Origin of the sequence: Anabaena sp. CA = ATCC 33047 (assembly GCF_963870205.1) — a bacterium.
Lineage (GTDB): Bacteria > Cyanobacteriota > Cyanobacteriia > Cyanobacteriales > Nostocaceae > Trichormus.
Map to the genome: position 1 here is coordinate 24,928 of NZ_CAWMSA010000027.1, position 16,682 is coordinate 41,609.

10 protein-coding genes are annotated in these 16,682 nt (G+C 40.2%); 6 read left to right on the forward strand and 4 right to left on the reverse strand.

Annotation, left to right across the window (positions count from 1 at the left end; genetic code table 11):
• Positions 1–184: 184 nt before the first annotated feature.
• The 3 genes from AACS98_RS06530 to AACS98_RS06540 all read right to left on the reverse strand — a co-directional run bounded on the left by AACS98_RS06530 (position 185) and on the right by AACS98_RS06540 (position 7,360).
• A complete protein-coding gene (locus AACS98_RS06530) occupies positions 185–1,279 on the reverse strand; it encodes a hypothetical protein (RefSeq protein WP_066377526.1) in 1,095 nt (364 codons plus the stop codon).
• Positions 1,280–1,381: 102 nt separating this feature from the next.
• On the reverse strand, positions 1,382–4,753 hold the full coding sequence (locus AACS98_RS06535; protein WP_066377527.1) for a virulence factor SrfB: 3,372 nt from the start codon (positions 4,751–4,753) through the stop codon (positions 1,382–1,384).
• 69 nt (positions 4,754–4,822) lie between these two features.
• Positions 4,823–7,360, reverse strand: a complete 2,538-nt coding sequence (locus AACS98_RS06540) for a proteasome protein (protein ID WP_066377528.1) — start codon at positions 7,358–7,360, stop codon at positions 4,823–4,825.
• Between the two features lie 546 nt (positions 7,361–7,906).
• On the opposite strand from AACS98_RS06540, the gene AACS98_RS06545 reads away from it, so the two are divergent.
• The 3 genes from AACS98_RS06545 to ylqF all read left to right on the forward strand — a co-directional run bounded on the left by AACS98_RS06545 (position 7,907) and on the right by ylqF (position 11,550).
• Positions 7,907–10,174, forward strand: a complete 2,268-nt coding sequence (locus AACS98_RS06545; protein ID WP_066377529.1) for a PAS domain-containing protein — start codon at positions 7,907–7,909, stop codon at positions 10,172–10,174.
• 1 nt (position 10,175) lies between these two features.
• Positions 10,176–10,553, forward strand: a complete 378-nt coding sequence (locus tag AACS98_RS06550; protein ID WP_066377530.1) for a VOC family protein — start codon at positions 10,176–10,178, stop codon at positions 10,551–10,553.
• Positions 10,554–10,662: 109 nt separating this feature from the next.
• On the forward strand, positions 10,663–11,550 hold the full coding sequence (gene ylqF / locus AACS98_RS06555) for a ribosome biogenesis GTPase YlqF (protein WP_066377581.1): 888 nt from the start codon (positions 10,663–10,665) through the stop codon (positions 11,548–11,550).
• Here ylqF and AACS98_RS06560 read toward each other — a convergent pair.
• A complete protein-coding gene (locus AACS98_RS06560) occupies positions 11,530–12,273 on the reverse strand; it encodes a hypothetical protein (RefSeq protein ID WP_066377532.1) in 744 nt (247 codons plus the stop codon). The two genes, ylqF and AACS98_RS06560, sit on opposite strands and share 21 nt — an antisense overlap.
• 453 nt (positions 12,274–12,726) lie before the next feature.
• Here AACS98_RS06560 and AACS98_RS06565 point away from each other — a divergent pair, with 453 nt between their 5' ends.
• From AACS98_RS06565 to AACS98_RS06575, 3 genes are all read left to right on the forward strand, one after another.
• Complete coding sequence (locus AACS98_RS06565; RefSeq protein WP_066377533.1) at positions 12,727–14,373, forward strand: adenylate/guanylate cyclase domain-containing protein; 1,647 nt, start codon at positions 12,727–12,729, stop codon at positions 14,371–14,373.
• Between the two features lie 136 nt (positions 14,374–14,509).
• On the forward strand, positions 14,510–15,049 hold the full coding sequence (locus AACS98_RS06570; RefSeq protein WP_066377534.1) for a DUF1622 domain-containing protein: 540 nt from the start codon (positions 14,510–14,512) through the stop codon (positions 15,047–15,049).
• A gap of 245 nt (positions 15,050–15,294) precedes the next feature.
• The gene (locus tag AACS98_RS06575) at positions 15,295–16,662 is read left to right on the forward strand and encodes an NAD-dependent succinate-semialdehyde dehydrogenase (protein WP_066377536.1); all 1,368 of its coding nucleotides are present in this window, start codon (positions 15,295–15,297) and stop codon (positions 16,660–16,662) included.
• Positions 16,663–16,682 lie beyond the last annotated feature (20 nt).

The following is a 16,682-nucleotide window of genomic DNA, read 5'->3' on the forward strand; positions in this document are numbered from 1 at the left end:
ATGATTTGAATATTGTAAAGTAACTATAATCATATCTTGCACCATTCTCAATAAGCTCCAGGCGATGCACATCCAACAACCTAAAACTAAGGGTTTGAACAACTTGCAAGCAATGCCCACCCTTCTAGCAAGTCGCAAACATGGATAACCAACCATGCCGAATCTTCACCTATGCTATTGAATTCTATCTTGAGGAACGAAATATCACGCGTCCGGGAATTTCCTCATGGTTAATTTTGGCATAGACTCGCAAACAGGCTAAAACTTCTCCAGGGATACCGCCGCAGTCGAGTTGTAAATCATCTTTAGTTAACGCACAAATATCAGCGTAAATTCCCGTTAATTGCCGAATTCGCACATCGTAACCGGCATTATTAGCACTGACAACCACTTTTTTTAAAGCGCGCCGTGATTCTTGTTGTAGTTTACCCCACCAAGAATAACGTTCGGCTGGGGGGACAAAAATTAACGAGTGTATGGCTTCATCTATATCCAGCCAAGCGCGTACAATTAACAAAGGGTCTGCTGTTTCTTCAGCTTTTTGGATACGGTGAAAACGGTCTGTTAACGCTTCAATATATTGATTTCTTTGTTCTGGCTGCAAGTCTAAAGGAATGATATCAAAACTAAACACACTTTTTAAAGCATGATGTAAGTCTGAATCAATCTCAATGAATTTAATTAATAAACCTAAAAAACCTGCTAATAAAGTGATTTCCTCAGCAGCATATCCTGGGATAATTCTACTTTGCTCAAACGCTGCTTGAGATAAACCCAAACCAGGGCAAATTACAGTACCTCTGAGTCCGGGGTAGATAATTTCATCGCGGATGAAAGGTAAATGATAGACTTGAGAATAATCTGCGATCGCACCCACAGCTTCAGCAAAATCTAAAGCCTTTTGTCGCCAAAACTGCGCCAAATCTTCAGGAACTCGCAACAACTTGCGATGAATTTCATTCCATAAATCCCCATCAGTTTCACTTGTTAAATGACAATCACCTAAATATAACCTCAATTCCGAGTCAGACTCAAAAGCTAAACGCAAATCATGTAATTTAGAAACAGTAGAATTAACTACGTTAGCGTTCCCCTCCTTTTCTACTTCTAACAAAACCTGAATTTCTTGCAGCACCTCATCACAAATTTTAACACCAGGGTCATGGGGATACTCAGCTTGAGCCTTTCGCAAACAAACGTCTAACCCATACAAACCATACCGTAATAACTCAGCCAATCTTGAGTTTTCTACTGCCAATAAATGCTTGAGATGCTGCATAAAACTTACCTATGATATCTCATGCAAAGCCGCCAAGAAAGCCTTTGCGTCTTTGCGCCTACCGCAAGCGGAACGCCTCAAGGCGAATGCGCGAAATAATTCCTAATGTATACCGCAAAAAGGATCACGTTCCTTATCAACCTCATTCGGTTGTAAATCCAACTCACCACGGTAAACACAACCCTCTTCCATCAGACATTCTAAATTAGTAGATGTCCAATAAGGAACATCCCCAGCGTGAATGCGAAGAATCCCCAAATTATCAATCGTCACCCGATATTGACAAGGATAATCTGTACTCACATCAGGTTTACTTAAAGCACCAATGCGTATCCATTTTTTACTATTAGTTTCCACATCAGTTTGATACATATAAAAAGTATGCTGATTAGTGTGAGGAAACGGAGGTAAAGGATTACTAATTAAACCATAACCTGATTTGGGTGTACCATCCCGCAAATAATGGAATTCTTGCAGAGGTTTGCTACCATCTTTATCAACTTCAAATACTAAATGATAAGCATCAGGTTGATCTACCGTCGCTGATTCAATCACATTAACAGCAATATCACCATCAATTAAATCTTTATCAGCACGTTCAACTGCAATATTCCACTGTAATTTACCATCAGTAAATAACCCTGTACTAATCTCAATACCGGGGACATCGATTAAATAATGGGGATTTCCTTGACACAACAACACACTAAATTGTAGAGTTTGGTCAATCTCAAACTGAACTTTAATTTTTTTCAAAAACTCCGCTTCGTCCATCCCCAATTTTTGCATGAGGTTTTTACCGTCGAAACTACCCCACAGGCGTAAATCTCCAGCTTCGTAGTCTTGGCGATAAATAATGTTAGTTAACTGTATCCCTACCCAATTTGTTCGGACTTTAGCGACATTTTCCGAGGGTGAAAGTTGATATAATTCTTGTCCAGCGTTAAAGACTGGGAGGAGTTCATGACTTTGGGTTTTGCGCTTAAAATTGCAGGGTAAATAATAAAAGAGGTTTTTAACGTCTATTTCTAATTGATTTGCACCTTTGCGTAATAAACCTTTTGATTCTTCGGGATCAAATCTCAATCTTCGCAGTTTCTCTGCATAGCAAGCACCTGCGGAGGTGGCGAGTTTAGTGTACTCTAAAACAAAAGTGATGCGTTCAGGATTCCAAACAAAATAGGGTGATTTGCTAAACTCTTGATAAATTTGACGTTGTACTAAGTCGAGATTGCAGGTTTTACCGGAGAGAATTAACCAGTCAACTTTGCGAGTGTTCCACGCATCTATATTATTGTTGTCAGCACTGAGACGACTTTCCATTAAACCTTTAGCTATCCCAATTGCTTCTTTGATAGCGGAGGAAGCGACACGTTCAAATTGTTGACTATCTATAGTAACGGCGAGATTTTCTGAGTTTCTAACTTGGAATTTAATCGCGCTTTGGGTGAGGAGTTCTGCAATTTGCTGTTCGGAAATTGTAAAACTTAATCGGCATTCATCGTTGGGTAATTTCTGTCCTAGTTTAAGTTTAGCAGTTTCGGCATGATCCCAAAGTGTGTAAAATGTTTGTAGGCGTTGCGGTGCTTGTTGCCAACGGGTAGGGATGACTTTCTCGGCGGTGTCTAACGCATCTTTATAAGCTGCGTCACCTTCAGGATTTTCTTTATCGATACATTTTAACAAACTGCCACTTTTAAATTTACCTTGTTCTAAAAAGCGTTCATTTAATTCGGCGTTGATTAAGTCTTCGAGTTTATCGCTTTCGATATCTCCTCTAGTTACTGCTGTTAATAAACAGTCGGCGATCGCAACTTTTAATAGTCTAAACACTTTTAAGGTAATTAACTCACCACCTAACTGTAAATGTCCAGATGAACCTAACAATTTTGGAGTCAGTTTATAATAACGTCCGCCTAAACCTCTATCTTCATGATTGGCAAAAAATGGTGTACTATCTTCTAAGGTCAATTCAATTAATGCTAAGTCTGTAGTCCCCCCACCAATATCTAACACTAAAACATTTTGTGACCATTTATTTTTCTCTTGGCGACAACGGGTTTTAAAAGATTCTATTCCGATGTTGAGATTGCCGCCAAATTCTCGCCATAAAAAGAAGATAGCAACAGATACAGCTTCATCATAAGCTGTTTGTACATCATCAATTCCCAACTGTTCAACTAATTCCTTAACTTCTTTCCGCACTACAGGGGGTGCAACGGTGGGATAGGTGACGACTGCTGTTAAAAAATCCCCTTCGGAAAACCTGCGTCTAGCGCGTTGACGATAATCTTCAGTTAATGTAATTAAATGCGCCCAAGCTGCTTGAATAAGTTGGTTAACATTAATTATATCTTCTTTGCCATCCCACAGCACAGAAAATTTTTTATCTTGTCCAAAATAACGTTTGGGTGAATGGTGAAATCTGCTGATAATTTCTGTTAAGGAACTGCTGCTTCCTTGTGCTATGGCTTTCTTGCGATTATCTCTAGCTTCTCTCCCCATCCGCAATTTTAAACCGTCTAAATTCACCACTTCTAACTCACTGGGAATCTCGGTGTCACGGCGGTCAATATCTAAAACCACTGGGATTAAATTCTGTGATTCTAAAGTCGGGACGCGGAAGACTTCATGATATATTTGATAAAGTTTCTTGCTGACGGCGCGACGAAATCTATCACTGTTACCTAAACATAATTCTATTTGGCGAATTGCTTCTAAAAATCTGGTTTTATTATCACTGCTAAACACCTCACTTAAGTGACTGGGTTCAATTTCCAGACTTTTACTAATATCAATGATAAACTTTTCCCATTCAGTTTCATTTACTTCTGGTAAGGCAAGAGAAGCGGGAGAACTTAACCATTGTGACAGGCGATCGCGCAATCTTAACTCTTGTTCTCGTGGTAAAATTTCCGCAATGGGGACTTCTATCGGGTCGAAAAGTGTAACTGTAGAATTCGACGTTCCAAAATCTACAGCTAACCAACCCGGAAATCTTTTTTTCGGTTTACCGTTACTAGGTTCGGCACTGTAGTTAGGAATTTCAAACGGATTTTTTCCTGATTGATTTGGTGTTTTTGGTTGCATAGGTAGTGACCACAGATGACAATAAGCTGCTACTTTTTGCCGTACAGATAACAGTGGATTTCCGGTATCATCAGAATCAAAATATTCCACCATTACCCGTAAATGACAGTTGATTGCTTGGGTTAGCGGTTTCTCTAATTTACAAGGATATTGTTCTAATTGTCCAAGTTGGGAAATTTTCGGAATATCAGAATCAAACTTTTTATAAGCCTGTTGAATTTTACTGGCTAATTCACTTGGTACGCCTTTGACGGTGCAGGTAATACTAGAAATATGAGGGATATTGTTTCCAGAAGCCAGCAGTTGAATGCTAGGCAATTCTAAATACTTCCGATAATTAACCCGCAGTTGAAAGCGTGGCACAAGTTGAATTTCTACAGGCATTTTTGCAGCTTCCTTAAAGGCACAATTAAATCAGCAATAGCTATCTACTTACTGATTACTGTTAGCCATTCAGGAATCAGAAATATTAGCAATTTCTGTGAGATTCTGTAGCCAGTTGGGAACTTCTCCCCCCGTTGGGGAGTCACCCAGGGAAATAAATCTCAGCAACGCATCTCTTTTGGAGAGGTTTTGTAAAGTGGGAACAATTTGATCCAAAATTCCCTCTAGTTCGGCGTTGACTTGTTGATTCACTTCGCTGACATACTGTACAAGATGCAAGCTGGCACTGGCGGTAATTTCATCCCGCAATCTTAAGACGAATAATTGATGATTAGCTGACCTAGGTATACCATAATTTTTTTCAGGCGACCAATCAAAGATTTGACCAATATTGTGTTTTTCATCCTGACGCGCTAGGGGAAAGATAACTTCAGGAATCAAAGATTTATCTTGTTGTTCAATTTCTTCTAAAATCACATCTTGCCATTTATTCGGGTCACATCCTAACAGCAATTGATAAAATAAATCAGCTTCTTCCGGGCCAAATTTGGCTTCAATTGCTTGTTCCATGTCTGGGGTAAGCATTTCTAAAAGACGGTCGCGCTCTGGGGCGATGTGGTGCGATAATTTATTGAGTAAGTCTACTACAGCTTGACGGATGCGATCGCGCGCAAATTCTTCTAGTTCTTTGACTGTCTTGGCAAAGGCTGGATAAAAATCATCGCTCTTAGTAGGTATACTATTATTAGTGCGATTACCCCGATCAAATAACTTCCCGGCTGCACCTTTCGATTCTGTTAACGTAATCGTACCATTATTGACTTTGTTAAATAATAAAGTCCACTGACTCCAATTAATTACTCTAAAAGTCAATTCATCTTTAACCACATCACTAACAACTGTTCCCTGACGGTCTTTAAGTGGTTCTGTACCTAAATCTCTTTGAAAATTACGATAGGTTTTATCTAAATTATCAATCGCATTTTTCAAGTCTAGAAAAGCTTGACCGTCCCCAGTGGGAATACCTTGGGCGTGAATTTCAGCAATAATGTTTTTGAGGTGTTCTTGTTGTAAACGTAAATTTTCAGCCGCGCGTCGGGTATCTTCATATAATTGTTTTAAACCGTGGGTATTGACATGATTTTGAATTAATTCCCGCAGTTTGGCGATACCCCCATCTTGAGCAAAGTAACCCAACTTACGCCCTAAATCATGGCGTGGATCTGATTCTAACAGGCGATCGCTCAAACTTCGCCATTTTTGTTGTAGTCGTTTCGGTCTTTCTAAATATTCAGGATAATCTAAGTTTGCTAAAAACTCCGGTGAACCAGCTTTGAGACTACTCGACCGTTTAGCTAACTCCGCTAATCCCAACAACGGCGATAGTAAAACCATCCGGTCTTTATTAATAGTAAACGCACTTGCACCATCGATAGTAGTTTGTAAAACTTTGAGTTTTTGTAACACCATCTCTGCTGTCAGGTGGGGAGTGTGACGTTGATCAATGAGAAAGTCTAATTCTCGTTCACCGCCTTCACTTTCTAAAGGTAACTGATCAAATCTTCCCACCCCGACTAAAATTAAATCTTTTAAATCTTGTCCGGGACGCTGTTGTTGCATCATCGTGAAAATTTTATTGGCGCGATCGCTTCCCGGTGACTTACCATTCAGGAGTACCAAAATCGTCTGCACTTCCGCCAATTCTCGCAGAGATAAAAACGTATCCCTCGCGCCAGAATTCGCCGCCCCCAAACCCGGAAAATCTAAGAGAATAAAATTATTAGCACCTGTAACATCCCAAATTTCTGGAGAAATTTTAACTTCAATATCAATCCGGCGAATTAAGGGGAAACTATTTTGTAAAAGCTTAGTTGCTAACTTTTGCGGTGGACTTGGTAAACGAATATGCGCTGGGGGTAACTCTTCAAAACTGAGGGTTTGAATAGCCATTGGTTGGTCTGCCAATTGTAACCCTTCACGAGCGATCGCCGCATCAATCACGTAACGTCTACCACACAAAGCATCCCCATAGGAACTGTAAGCGCGGACAAACAATACCAACTCCCGCAGCAAATAACGTAACTCTAAATTATTGCTGCTATTCCAAGTTTCTGCACACCAATTGAGAATTTCTTGTCCAGAACTGAGTTTAGCGGCAGGGATGGGAGAAAGTCCAGCCGCTATTGTGCGCCGGTTAGCTTCCCCTAGCATAAACCGCAAACACTCATTCACCCCCTCCCGCGTCAAATACTCCACAGTAAAGTTACCCACCTGTGTAGTTGAGAAGCCTTCTTGGGGGATGAGATGAATAGCCGTGACATTCCCGGTGGTAGGATTTTCACTAATCGGTAACGCATCGCCATAACCGATTAAGCTGCCTAAAAGTAAAGTTTTACCGCTACTAAACTCACCCATCACACCAATTTTTACAGGCGAAGTAGCCAGTTCTACAGTTTTCTCCGCAGCTTCCCGGAGACGCAAAATACAATCATCTAAGCTTGTGGGAATCCAATCTTCTTGTTTAGAAGGGGTTTGCGGAACAGAATCTATTTTTCCGAGAATAAGTTCGCCGTACTCTTTAAAACGTCCAATTTTTTCTAGTTCCATAGAGTAGCCTTACAATAACATGATTTTCTGTGAGCTTTATAACACACAAAAAGCCAGTAACTTTTATCTTTACAAGGTGTTAAGGCTATCTTACGGATGATTTGCCGAGAATTTATCTATTTTGGGATAACTTCAGATGATTATTTTTGCCAAGCAGTGCCGCTTACGGTATGCGTCAAGCTAATTTATCCCATCTTTGACATTCCTCAGCGTCAATTTTTGGTATTCCCTTACAAGTCAAGAGTGAATTTTCGCAGCCAGATTCAATATATTTAGATATTTTTGCCTTTTTTTCCTCAGTTTGTGCTGTTAACTTTCAGTAATCATACTAATTGTTTTTGCAACAAAATGAATTAGTATATGTAGCAAACACAAGTCAAAGCATATAAATTCTGCTTCATAGGAATTGTCTATATATATGATAAGTAATGACAAGGTACTATGTGACAATAAAATTTTTTAAAAAACTAGAGAACATTTTTGTAGATAAATCCTAAAATTTCCCATCAAATAAAAACTTATCCATAACATCAGGAATATCAAGCGGTGTTAGAATCAAAAAAAGAATTTATAGGGGCAAAAAATATTTTAGAAGAACTACAAGGTGAAATTGCAGAACACGATATTAACAAACAGCAGTTATGCCAAAGAAATTCAGAATTGGCAGCGATTTTAACATTAATACCAGACACATATTTCCGGCTGGATGCTGAGGGTAATATTTTAGATTATAAACCAGGGCAATCCGAATATACAGAGAGATTAGCAGAGATAATTCCCGGTAAACCTCTATTAGAATACCTACCACCACATATTAGAGGCAATTTTCACCAGGCGATCGCCCAAGTTATACAAACAAAATTACCAGTCAATTTTACTTATAATTTTGCATTATCCCACAGAATTTGTACCTGTGAAGCTAGATTACTATCCTTACAATCACAAGAAATTATAGTTTTAATTCGGGAAGTTAAACAAGCTATAGAAACAGAATTTTTACACGGTAACATTAACTTCCAAACAATTTTACAAAATGACAATAATATTATTTACATCTTCACCAATGAAGGGAGATTTTCCTATGTTTCACCCAATTGGACTAAAATTTTAGGACATGATTTATCTGAGGTAATTGGTCAATCTTTTGTCCCCTTTATCCATCCTGATGATGTGCCACATTGTGTAGAATATTTGTCAAAAATTGTTAACACAGGTGAAAACCAAGAAGATGTAGAATATAGAGTAAAACATAAAGATGGCAGTTGGCGTTGGCATACAAGTAATGCCACAACTATTAAAGATGCCAATGGCAAAGTTTTGTACTGTCTTGGTATTGGTCATGATATTACCGCCCGCAAACTCACAGAAGAAGCACTAGCAGAGAGAGTCAAGTTAGCAAACTTTCGGGCTGAAGTTGATAGTTTCCTGGCGCAAAGTTCCAGTTTACAGGAAATGATGCAGGGTTGCACCGAAGCCATAGTCAAACATCTCAATGCAGCCTTTGCCCGCATCTGGACATTGAACAAAGAAGAAAATATTCTAGAGTTGCAAGTCAGTTCTGGAATGTACACCCACATTAATGGCCCCCATAGATTTGTACCAGTAGGAAAATTTAAAATTGGTTTAATCGCCGAAGAAGGAAAACCCCACCTCACCAACTCCGTACAAACAGATCCCCGCGTGGGTAACAAAGAATGGGCTAAACAAGAGGGTATGGTAGCATTTGCGGGTTATCCCTTAATTGTGGAAGGAGAAACCCTAGGGGTAATAGCAATGTTTTCTCGCCAAACACTCAGCGATTCTACCTTTGAAAGTTTGGCAATTGTCGCCCATGAAATTGCTATTGGCATTAAGCGCAAACAAACAGAAGAAGCATTACGGCTATCTGAAGCTAAATTTAAAGAAGTGGCGAAAACTGCCCAAGAAAAAGCCCAGCAATTAGAAGCCACTTTATTAGAATTGCAGCAAACCCAAGTGCAATTAATTCACACTGAAAAAATGTCCAGCTTGGGACAATTAGTAGCAGGTATTGCCCACGAAATCAATAACCCGGTTAATTTTATTTACGGTAATATTAACCATGCCCGTGAATATGTTAGCGATTTGTTGGAGTTGGTAGAACTATATCAACAGCATTACTGCCCACCAGTGCCAGAAATTCATGAACACATCTACGAGATAGATTTAGATTTTCTCAGTCAAGATTTGCCCAAACTCCTAGATTCTATAAATTTAGGGGCTGAACGTATCCGGCAGATAGTTCTGTCTTTACGAAATTTCTCGCGCATAGATGAAGATGGCATGAAGTCTGTAGATATTCATGAAGGTATTGATAGCACTTTATTACTACTACAAAACCGTCTGAAACCTAAAACGGGATATAGCGACATTAAAATCATTAAACAGTATGGCAATTTACCAAAAATAGCCTGTCACGCCGGGCAGATCAATCAGGTGTTTATGAATTTGTTAGCTAATGCCATTGATGCTTTAGAAGAAGGCTTAGACAATATTCAACAGTCAACAGTTAACCATCCTCAAGTGTTGACTCAACCGCAAATTCTCATACATACTGAACTTACTGCCGATCAACAAGCCCGGATTCGCATTGTAGATAATGGCCCCGGTATGACGGAAGAAGTACGCACTCACTTATTTGATCCGTTTTTCACCACAAAACCTATAGGAAAAGGTACGGGGATGGGTTTGTCAATTAGCTATCAAATTATTGTCAACAAACACCAAGGTAAATTAGAGTGTATTTCAACCCCAGGAAAGGGTGCAGAGTTTATCATTACAATTCCATCTGGATGATATGAGTTTTCAATGTACAGGTGCAATTGTCACAATAGCCACCTTTAATCTCGATCAATTAGTAAATTTTTATAGTAATTTGTTGACAGAAAACCCAATAAATGTTATTCCTAACGTCTATGCTGAGTTTCAGATGGCTGGTTTGAAATTAGGGATTTTTCGCCCGAAAAACCGAGATAATGCAGAATTTCAAAACGCAGCAGCCAGCAAAATGAGTTTATGTTTAGAGGTGAGTGACTTAGAAGCAGCGATCGCCCATCTGGTAAATTTAGGTTATCCACCACCAGGAGAAATTGCGATCGCCTCCCACGGCAGAGAAATTTACGCCTACGATCCTGATGGCAATCGTTTGATTTTACATCAAAGCCATAGGGGATAATAAAGGGAACAAGGCAGCAGGGTGCAGGGGAGAATAGTAAAATAAGTTGTTCCCCAATCCCCAATCCCCAATTCCCAATCCCCAATTCCCAATCCCCAATCCCCAAACTATGGGCTTAACAGATAACTATAAATTAAACCTGATTCAGTGGTATCCTGGTCATATTGCCAAGGCGGAAAAGAATCTTAAACAACAGCTATCCCTGGTAGATGTAGTATTTGAGGTACGAGACGCGCGGATTCCTTTAGCTACACACCACCCGCAAATCGATGAGTGGGTAGGAAATAAACCGCGAGTTTTGGTATTAAATAGGTTAGATATGATACCAGTCCAGGTGCGATCGCTGTGGACAGATTACTTTAACAATCGGGATGTAGTTCCCTATTTTACCAATGCACAACATGGTCAAGGCGTGGCAGCCGTTGCCAAAGCCGCCCAAGCCGCAGGGGTAGCAGTCAATCAAAGAAGACGCGATCGCGGGATGTTACCTCGTCGTGTCCGGGCTGTAGTGATTGGTTTTCCCAACGTCGGTAAATCAGCCTTAATCAATCGGTTATTAGGCAAGCGTGTAGTCGAAAGTGCAGCCCGTCCAGGGGTGACGCGTCAATTGCGCTGGGTACGCATTTCTGATCAGTTGGAATTATTAGATGCACCCGGAGTCATTCCCGCTAAATTGGGAAATCAAGAAGCAGCAGTCAAACTAGCAATTTGTGATGATATCGGTCAAGCATCTTATGATAACCAGTTAGTAGCGGCTGCATTCGTAGATATACTTAACTCTTTGTTAGAACAAGCCGGTGAGTTACTACCGAAATCACCCTTGTATTCGCGTTACGAACTCGACCCCATACCCTACACAGGAGAATCGTACTTACACGCATTAGCAGAACATCGCTATCAAGGTGATGTAGAGAGAACAGCTAGACAACTGTTAACAGATTACCGCAAAGGTTTATTAGGCACTCTCCCCTTAGAATTACCTACAGTTAACAGCTGAAGCCGAATCTACCCTTTTTAAGTCACCACTAAATACCACCGTATATTGAAAAGGTGATGAACCAGAACAAGTCATGGAACTTCGATCACGGCGACGGGGAGACCACCAAGACTGTGCATTCACAGTCAAAGCTTTCCCATTCCATGACAAACCAGTAACAACTAAAGAATTAGTTTTACCATCACTAGGTTTTCTAGCAGATAAAAAACTTGCCCTGGTAATATTACCATTGCCGGGATCGATCCGGGTGAGAACCGCGACTTTTGCACCACCGCCGCTACCATAAGAAGTTAGCCAACCTTGAGTAGCAAAACGACGAAAATCATTACCATTCTGGGTGCCGGTGGCACTAAACACACCATACATATTTTTGCCACCATCCCAATATAATCCGTAGCCTGTACCATCATCGAGTGTAGTTTCGTAGTCAGTACGGCACCATCTTCTGCGTCCATTGTCAAAACGGATGAGGATGGGATTTTGGTTGATAGATGATACTTGCTGATAACCGATATAGATAGTAGTCAGTCCATTGACAACCTTGGGGCCATTTTTTAATTTGATGGTTGTCTCATTGTCCTGACAGGAGAATGTCACAGCTTTACCGACAGAAGATTTAATTCTAGTTTGAGCAACTGCTGAAGGACTGACTAAATCAGCTGTTAACACTACTGATAAACATAAAACACCGAGATATTTTGCCAATTGGTGATATTTGATCATGGAACCTGTCCGAAATTCATCTCAACAAAAAATGCAGGAGTCAGGAAAGTCATGTATATAGTCTGCTACGGCAGGCTATTCTGACTCAAGAATATCAGTAATAAAAATTACAATTTGCTAATAAGCTGCAATTAGCTATTTGAAATTACAATTATTATTCTAAAAGCTTTTTTGAGGATTACGAAAAATTGTCTTACGTAAAAATACTTAATCTTGTTTAAAAATTCTATGAATATTTTTCTGTAAGTATTTTCACGAGTTAGTATTATTTAATACGGAGAAGAAGAAACTGGGGTGATCCTCACTGCATCTCACGGAATACAGGGTTAAAGTGATGTTTACTACAAATAGTTGTCGTTCGCTATGAACAGTGCCATAAAGAAATGGTAAAAGGGATAACCCTGACTGAAATCTGTTTGCGCCCCCAACCCCCAGGATAAACACATCACACTCATGACTGAACTGACTTTACGCTTACACCAGGGAGATACGGAAACAAATGTGACTGTGAATCAAGATGTATTCACAATTGGTAGGTTGCCAGAATGTAACTTATACTTACCTTTCGGGGGAGTTTCCCGCAAACACGCCCAAATCGTCAAACAGGCTGATGGTACATGGGTAATTGAGGATTTGGGTAGTAAAAACGGGACACAGGTTAATCAAAGTTTTATTAGCAACGCTCAAAAGCTCAAACACGGTGATGTCATTTGGTTAGGGAATGTGAATTTAATTGTGCTGTTTGAAATTCCTGCCACACCGACATCACCAACGAAGCTAGTAACCGTTGCGGAGACTGCGGAACAAAGAACAATTTTTCGGAACGCCAAAGAACTACAACAGCAATGGATAGAAGCTGATAGTCAAGATAGTGATATTGGCAATAAGAATAAAACTATAGCCCGGCTCAAAGATTTAGTAGATATAGCCAAAAATCTTTGTGCAGCAGCATCTATAGAAGAGATTTTTTCACAAGTTGAACAAGTTGTATTTCGTTATCTTAGCAGTATTGACCGCCTGGCTTTATTAATTGATGTGAATGGTTGTGGTGATTTAGAGTTAATCAATGCTGCTACGAGAAACAAAACTGAACAGCATTATTTATTAGCTGATGCTAGTTGGATTAGTCGGAGTATTTGTCAAAAAGTATTTGCAGAAAAAGTAGTGATTCAAACTGCTGATACTCAAAAAGATGAAAGATTTTCAGGAGAATATAGCATTTTACTTAAAGGTATTCGTAGTGCTATGGCTGTACCTTTATGGGATGAAAATAAAGTAGTAGGTGTGCTTTATGCGGATGCTCATCTTTCTTCTTACCATTGGGAAAATGAAGGAGAGGAAGAACTCAGCTTTTTTTCAGCGTTAGCTAATCTTGTGGCTTCCAGTGTACAACGTTGGTTACTAGCAGAAAAACTCAAAACCGAAGAAGTAATTCGCCATCGCTTAGAAAGATATCATTCTCCGGCGGTAGTACAGCAGTTGATTTCTGTCGGTGGTTTACCTGATGGACGTTTACCGCCGGCGGAGAGTGAAATTAGTATTTTGTTTGCAGATTTAGTAGGTTTTACGGCTATTTCTGAAAGGTTAACACCAACTGCGATCGCTCAATTATTAAATAACTTATTTGAAGAAATGCTACAAGAAGTGTTTGCTTGTGGCGGTACGTTAGATAAATATATCGGTGATTGTATCATGGCATTTTTTGGCGCACCCGAACCGCAAGCCGACCATGCCGAGCGCGCCACAGCCGCCGCTAAAGGTATGCTAACTCGTTTAAAACATCTCAATGCCAACGGTTTTTGGCAAGAACCCCTACAATTACGCATTGCGATTAATACTGGTAAGGCGGTTGTGGGAGATGTGGGTAGTTCCCAAAGAGTAGAATACACAGCATTAGGTGCTACTATTAACCTAGCCGCACGTATGGAAGGAATTTGTCCTCCTGGTGAATGTGTAATTAGTGAAGTCACTTATCAATTACTTTCACAACCTTCTGACTTCCAAGCTATGGGAGATTATCGCTTTAAAGGTATTGATAGATTAGTCAAAGTTTATCAAACAAACTTACAACAAGCGACAACAATTATTAGTCATTTGTAAAGACGCGATTCATCGCGTCTCTACAATAGCCATTAAATAATATCCTAACTAATTGTCTGGGCTTTCTTCAAATAGAAAGATGCCATTGTCACACTTATCAGTTTAAAAGATAATTGGACATACCCAGATAATCACGATGAAAAAAGATTCATTGCTGGAGTCGTTAGTCAATCTTCTGCTACCTCTAGCATTAATTTTGGGGTTAGTTTTACTGTTAGGGATTAACGTTGGAGACGTTGAGACAACAACAGACTCTACAAGTCCTTTGGAATTATGGCTCAAGCTGATAGTTGACTACTTAGCAGCAGCAGCAGAAATCGCCGCCGCCGTAGTTATCGGATTGGCTGTATTTCGCAGTATTGCTATTTATTTTCGCCAAATATTTTATCGTTATAAACAACATATTGATGCTACTGAAGTAGTGCGTCTGCAATTAGGCAGGGCATTAGCGTTAGGTTTAGAATTTACTGTTGCTAGTGATATTTTGCAGACAGCAGTTGCACCCACACGCCAAGATATTCTCAATCTGGGGGCTATTGTACTGTTAAGAACTCTGCTGAACTACTTCTTAGAAAGGGAGATTAGGCAGGTGGAACAAGCTAATTTTACCAGTAGAGAAAACTATCGTCAGTCATCTTTAGATAAATCTGAATTGCATCAAAATGAAAATAAATAGTTATTTATTGTTTATCTGTATGGAAAAGATGATTTTTTCACCACAGAGGCATGGGGACAACCGGGACTATTTCGTGATTATTACTGAAGCATTTAGTGTAATTTTATGCAAAATTGATTGCAATATTTTAAGATTGAGCAACTGAGTCCAAATTCAAAGACTACAATTTGTGTGGTAGCCCCCTTAAAAAATATGTGTAACACTAAGAAGCTACCTCAAGCTATTTTAAACCGGGAGGTCAGGGAATGGCGATCGCCACTATCAATCCCGCTACTGGGGAGACGCTCAAAACCTTTGAGCCACTCAACGATGTAGAAATTGCCGCTAAATTAGATACGGCACAACAGGCTTTTGAAAAGTACCGTCATACAAGTTTTGCAGAGCGATCGCAGTGTTTAATGGCGGCTGCGTCCATTTTAGAGCAAGAAAAGGCTGATTTTGCCAAAATCATGACTCTAGAAATGGGCAAGCCTTACAAAGCTGCGATCGCAGAAGTGGAAAAATGCGCTGTGGTTTGTCGCTACTACGCCGAACACGCCGCCGATTTCTTAGCTGATGTGACAGTGAAAACTGATGCTAGCCATAGTTTTGTACGCTATCAACCTCTAGGCGTAATTCTCGCCGTCATGCCGTGGAATTTCCCCTTCTGGCAGGTGTTTAGGTTCGCAGCACCCGCATTAATGGCGGGTAACGTCGGCTTACTCAAACACGCTTCTAATGTGCCACAGTGCGCTTTGGCAATAGAAGAAATAATTCGCCAGGCGGGTTTTCCTGAAGGTGCATTTCAAACCCTGTTAATTGGTGCGGCGAAAGTTGCTGATTTAATCGCCGATGACAGAGTAAAAGCCGCTACCTTAACCGGAAGCGAACCAGCCGGTGCATCCCTAGCGGCGGCGGCGGGAAAACAAATTAAAAAAACTGTGTTGGAATTGGGCGGAAGTGACCCATTTATTGTTTTAGAAACTGCGGATTTAGCAGCAGCCGTGGCGACAGCAACCACAGCACGGATGTTAAATAATGGTCAATCTTGTATAGCAGCGAAACGCTTTATAGTAGCAGAAGCGATCGCAGATCAATTTGAGAAGTTGCTATTAGAAAAATTCACAGCCTTGAAGATTGGTGATCCCATGCTTCCCGACACCGATTTAGGCCCATTAGCAACACCTGATATTCTGCAAGATTTAGACCAACAAGTAAAAACTGCGGTTAAAAGTGGGGGAAAAATCCTCACAGGTGGACAACCTTTATCAGACATTTCTGGAAACTTTTACCCGCCAACAATTATCATAGATATTCCGATAGACGCGCCCATTGCCCAAGAAGAATTTTTTGGCCCAGTGGCGTTGTTATTCCGTGTGCCAGATATAGATGCTGCAATTAAACTAGCAAATGCTACACCCTTTGGTTTAGGTGCAAGTGCTTGGACAAATAACGACCAAGAACGCGATCGCTTAATTACAGAAATTGATGCCGGTGCAGTATTTATTAACGGCTTAGTGAAATCTGACCCCCGACTACCGTTTGGTGGTATCAAACGTTCTGGATATGGCAGAGAACTCAGTATTCAAGGGATACATGAGTTTGTCAATGTGAAAACTGTTTGGGTGAAATAGGAATTGGGAATAGGGCATAG

Coding starts and splice junctions, on each gene's coding strand:
- AACS98_RS06530 (WP_066377526.1), bottom strand. CDS start 1,279: ATGCAGCATCTCAAGCATTTATTGGCAGTAGAAAACTCAAGATTGGCT.
- AACS98_RS06535 (WP_066377527.1), bottom strand. CDS start 4,753: ATGCCTGTAGAAATTCAACTTGTGCCACGCTTTCAACTGCGGGTTAAT.
- AACS98_RS06540 (WP_066377528.1), bottom strand. CDS start 7,360: ATGGAACTAGAAAAAATTGGACGTTTTAAAGAGTACGGCGAACTTATT.
- AACS98_RS06550 (WP_066377530.1), top strand. CDS start 10,176: ATGAGTTTTCAATGTACAGGTGCAATTGTCACAATAGCCACCTTTAAT.
- ylqF (WP_066377581.1), top strand. CDS start 10,663: ATGGGCTTAACAGATAACTATAAATTAAACCTGATTCAGTGGTATCCT.
- AACS98_RS06560 (WP_066377532.1), bottom strand. CDS start 12,273: ATGATCAAATATCACCAATTGGCAAAATATCTCGGTGTTTTATGTTTA.
- AACS98_RS06565 (WP_066377533.1), top strand. CDS start 12,727: ATGACTGAACTGACTTTACGCTTACACCAGGGAGATACGGAAACAAAT.
- AACS98_RS06570 (WP_066377534.1), top strand. CDS start 14,510: ATGAAAAAAGATTCATTGCTGGAGTCGTTAGTCAATCTTCTGCTACCT.
- AACS98_RS06575 (WP_066377536.1), top strand. CDS start 15,295: ATGGCGATCGCCACTATCAATCCCGCTACTGGGGAGACGCTCAAAACC.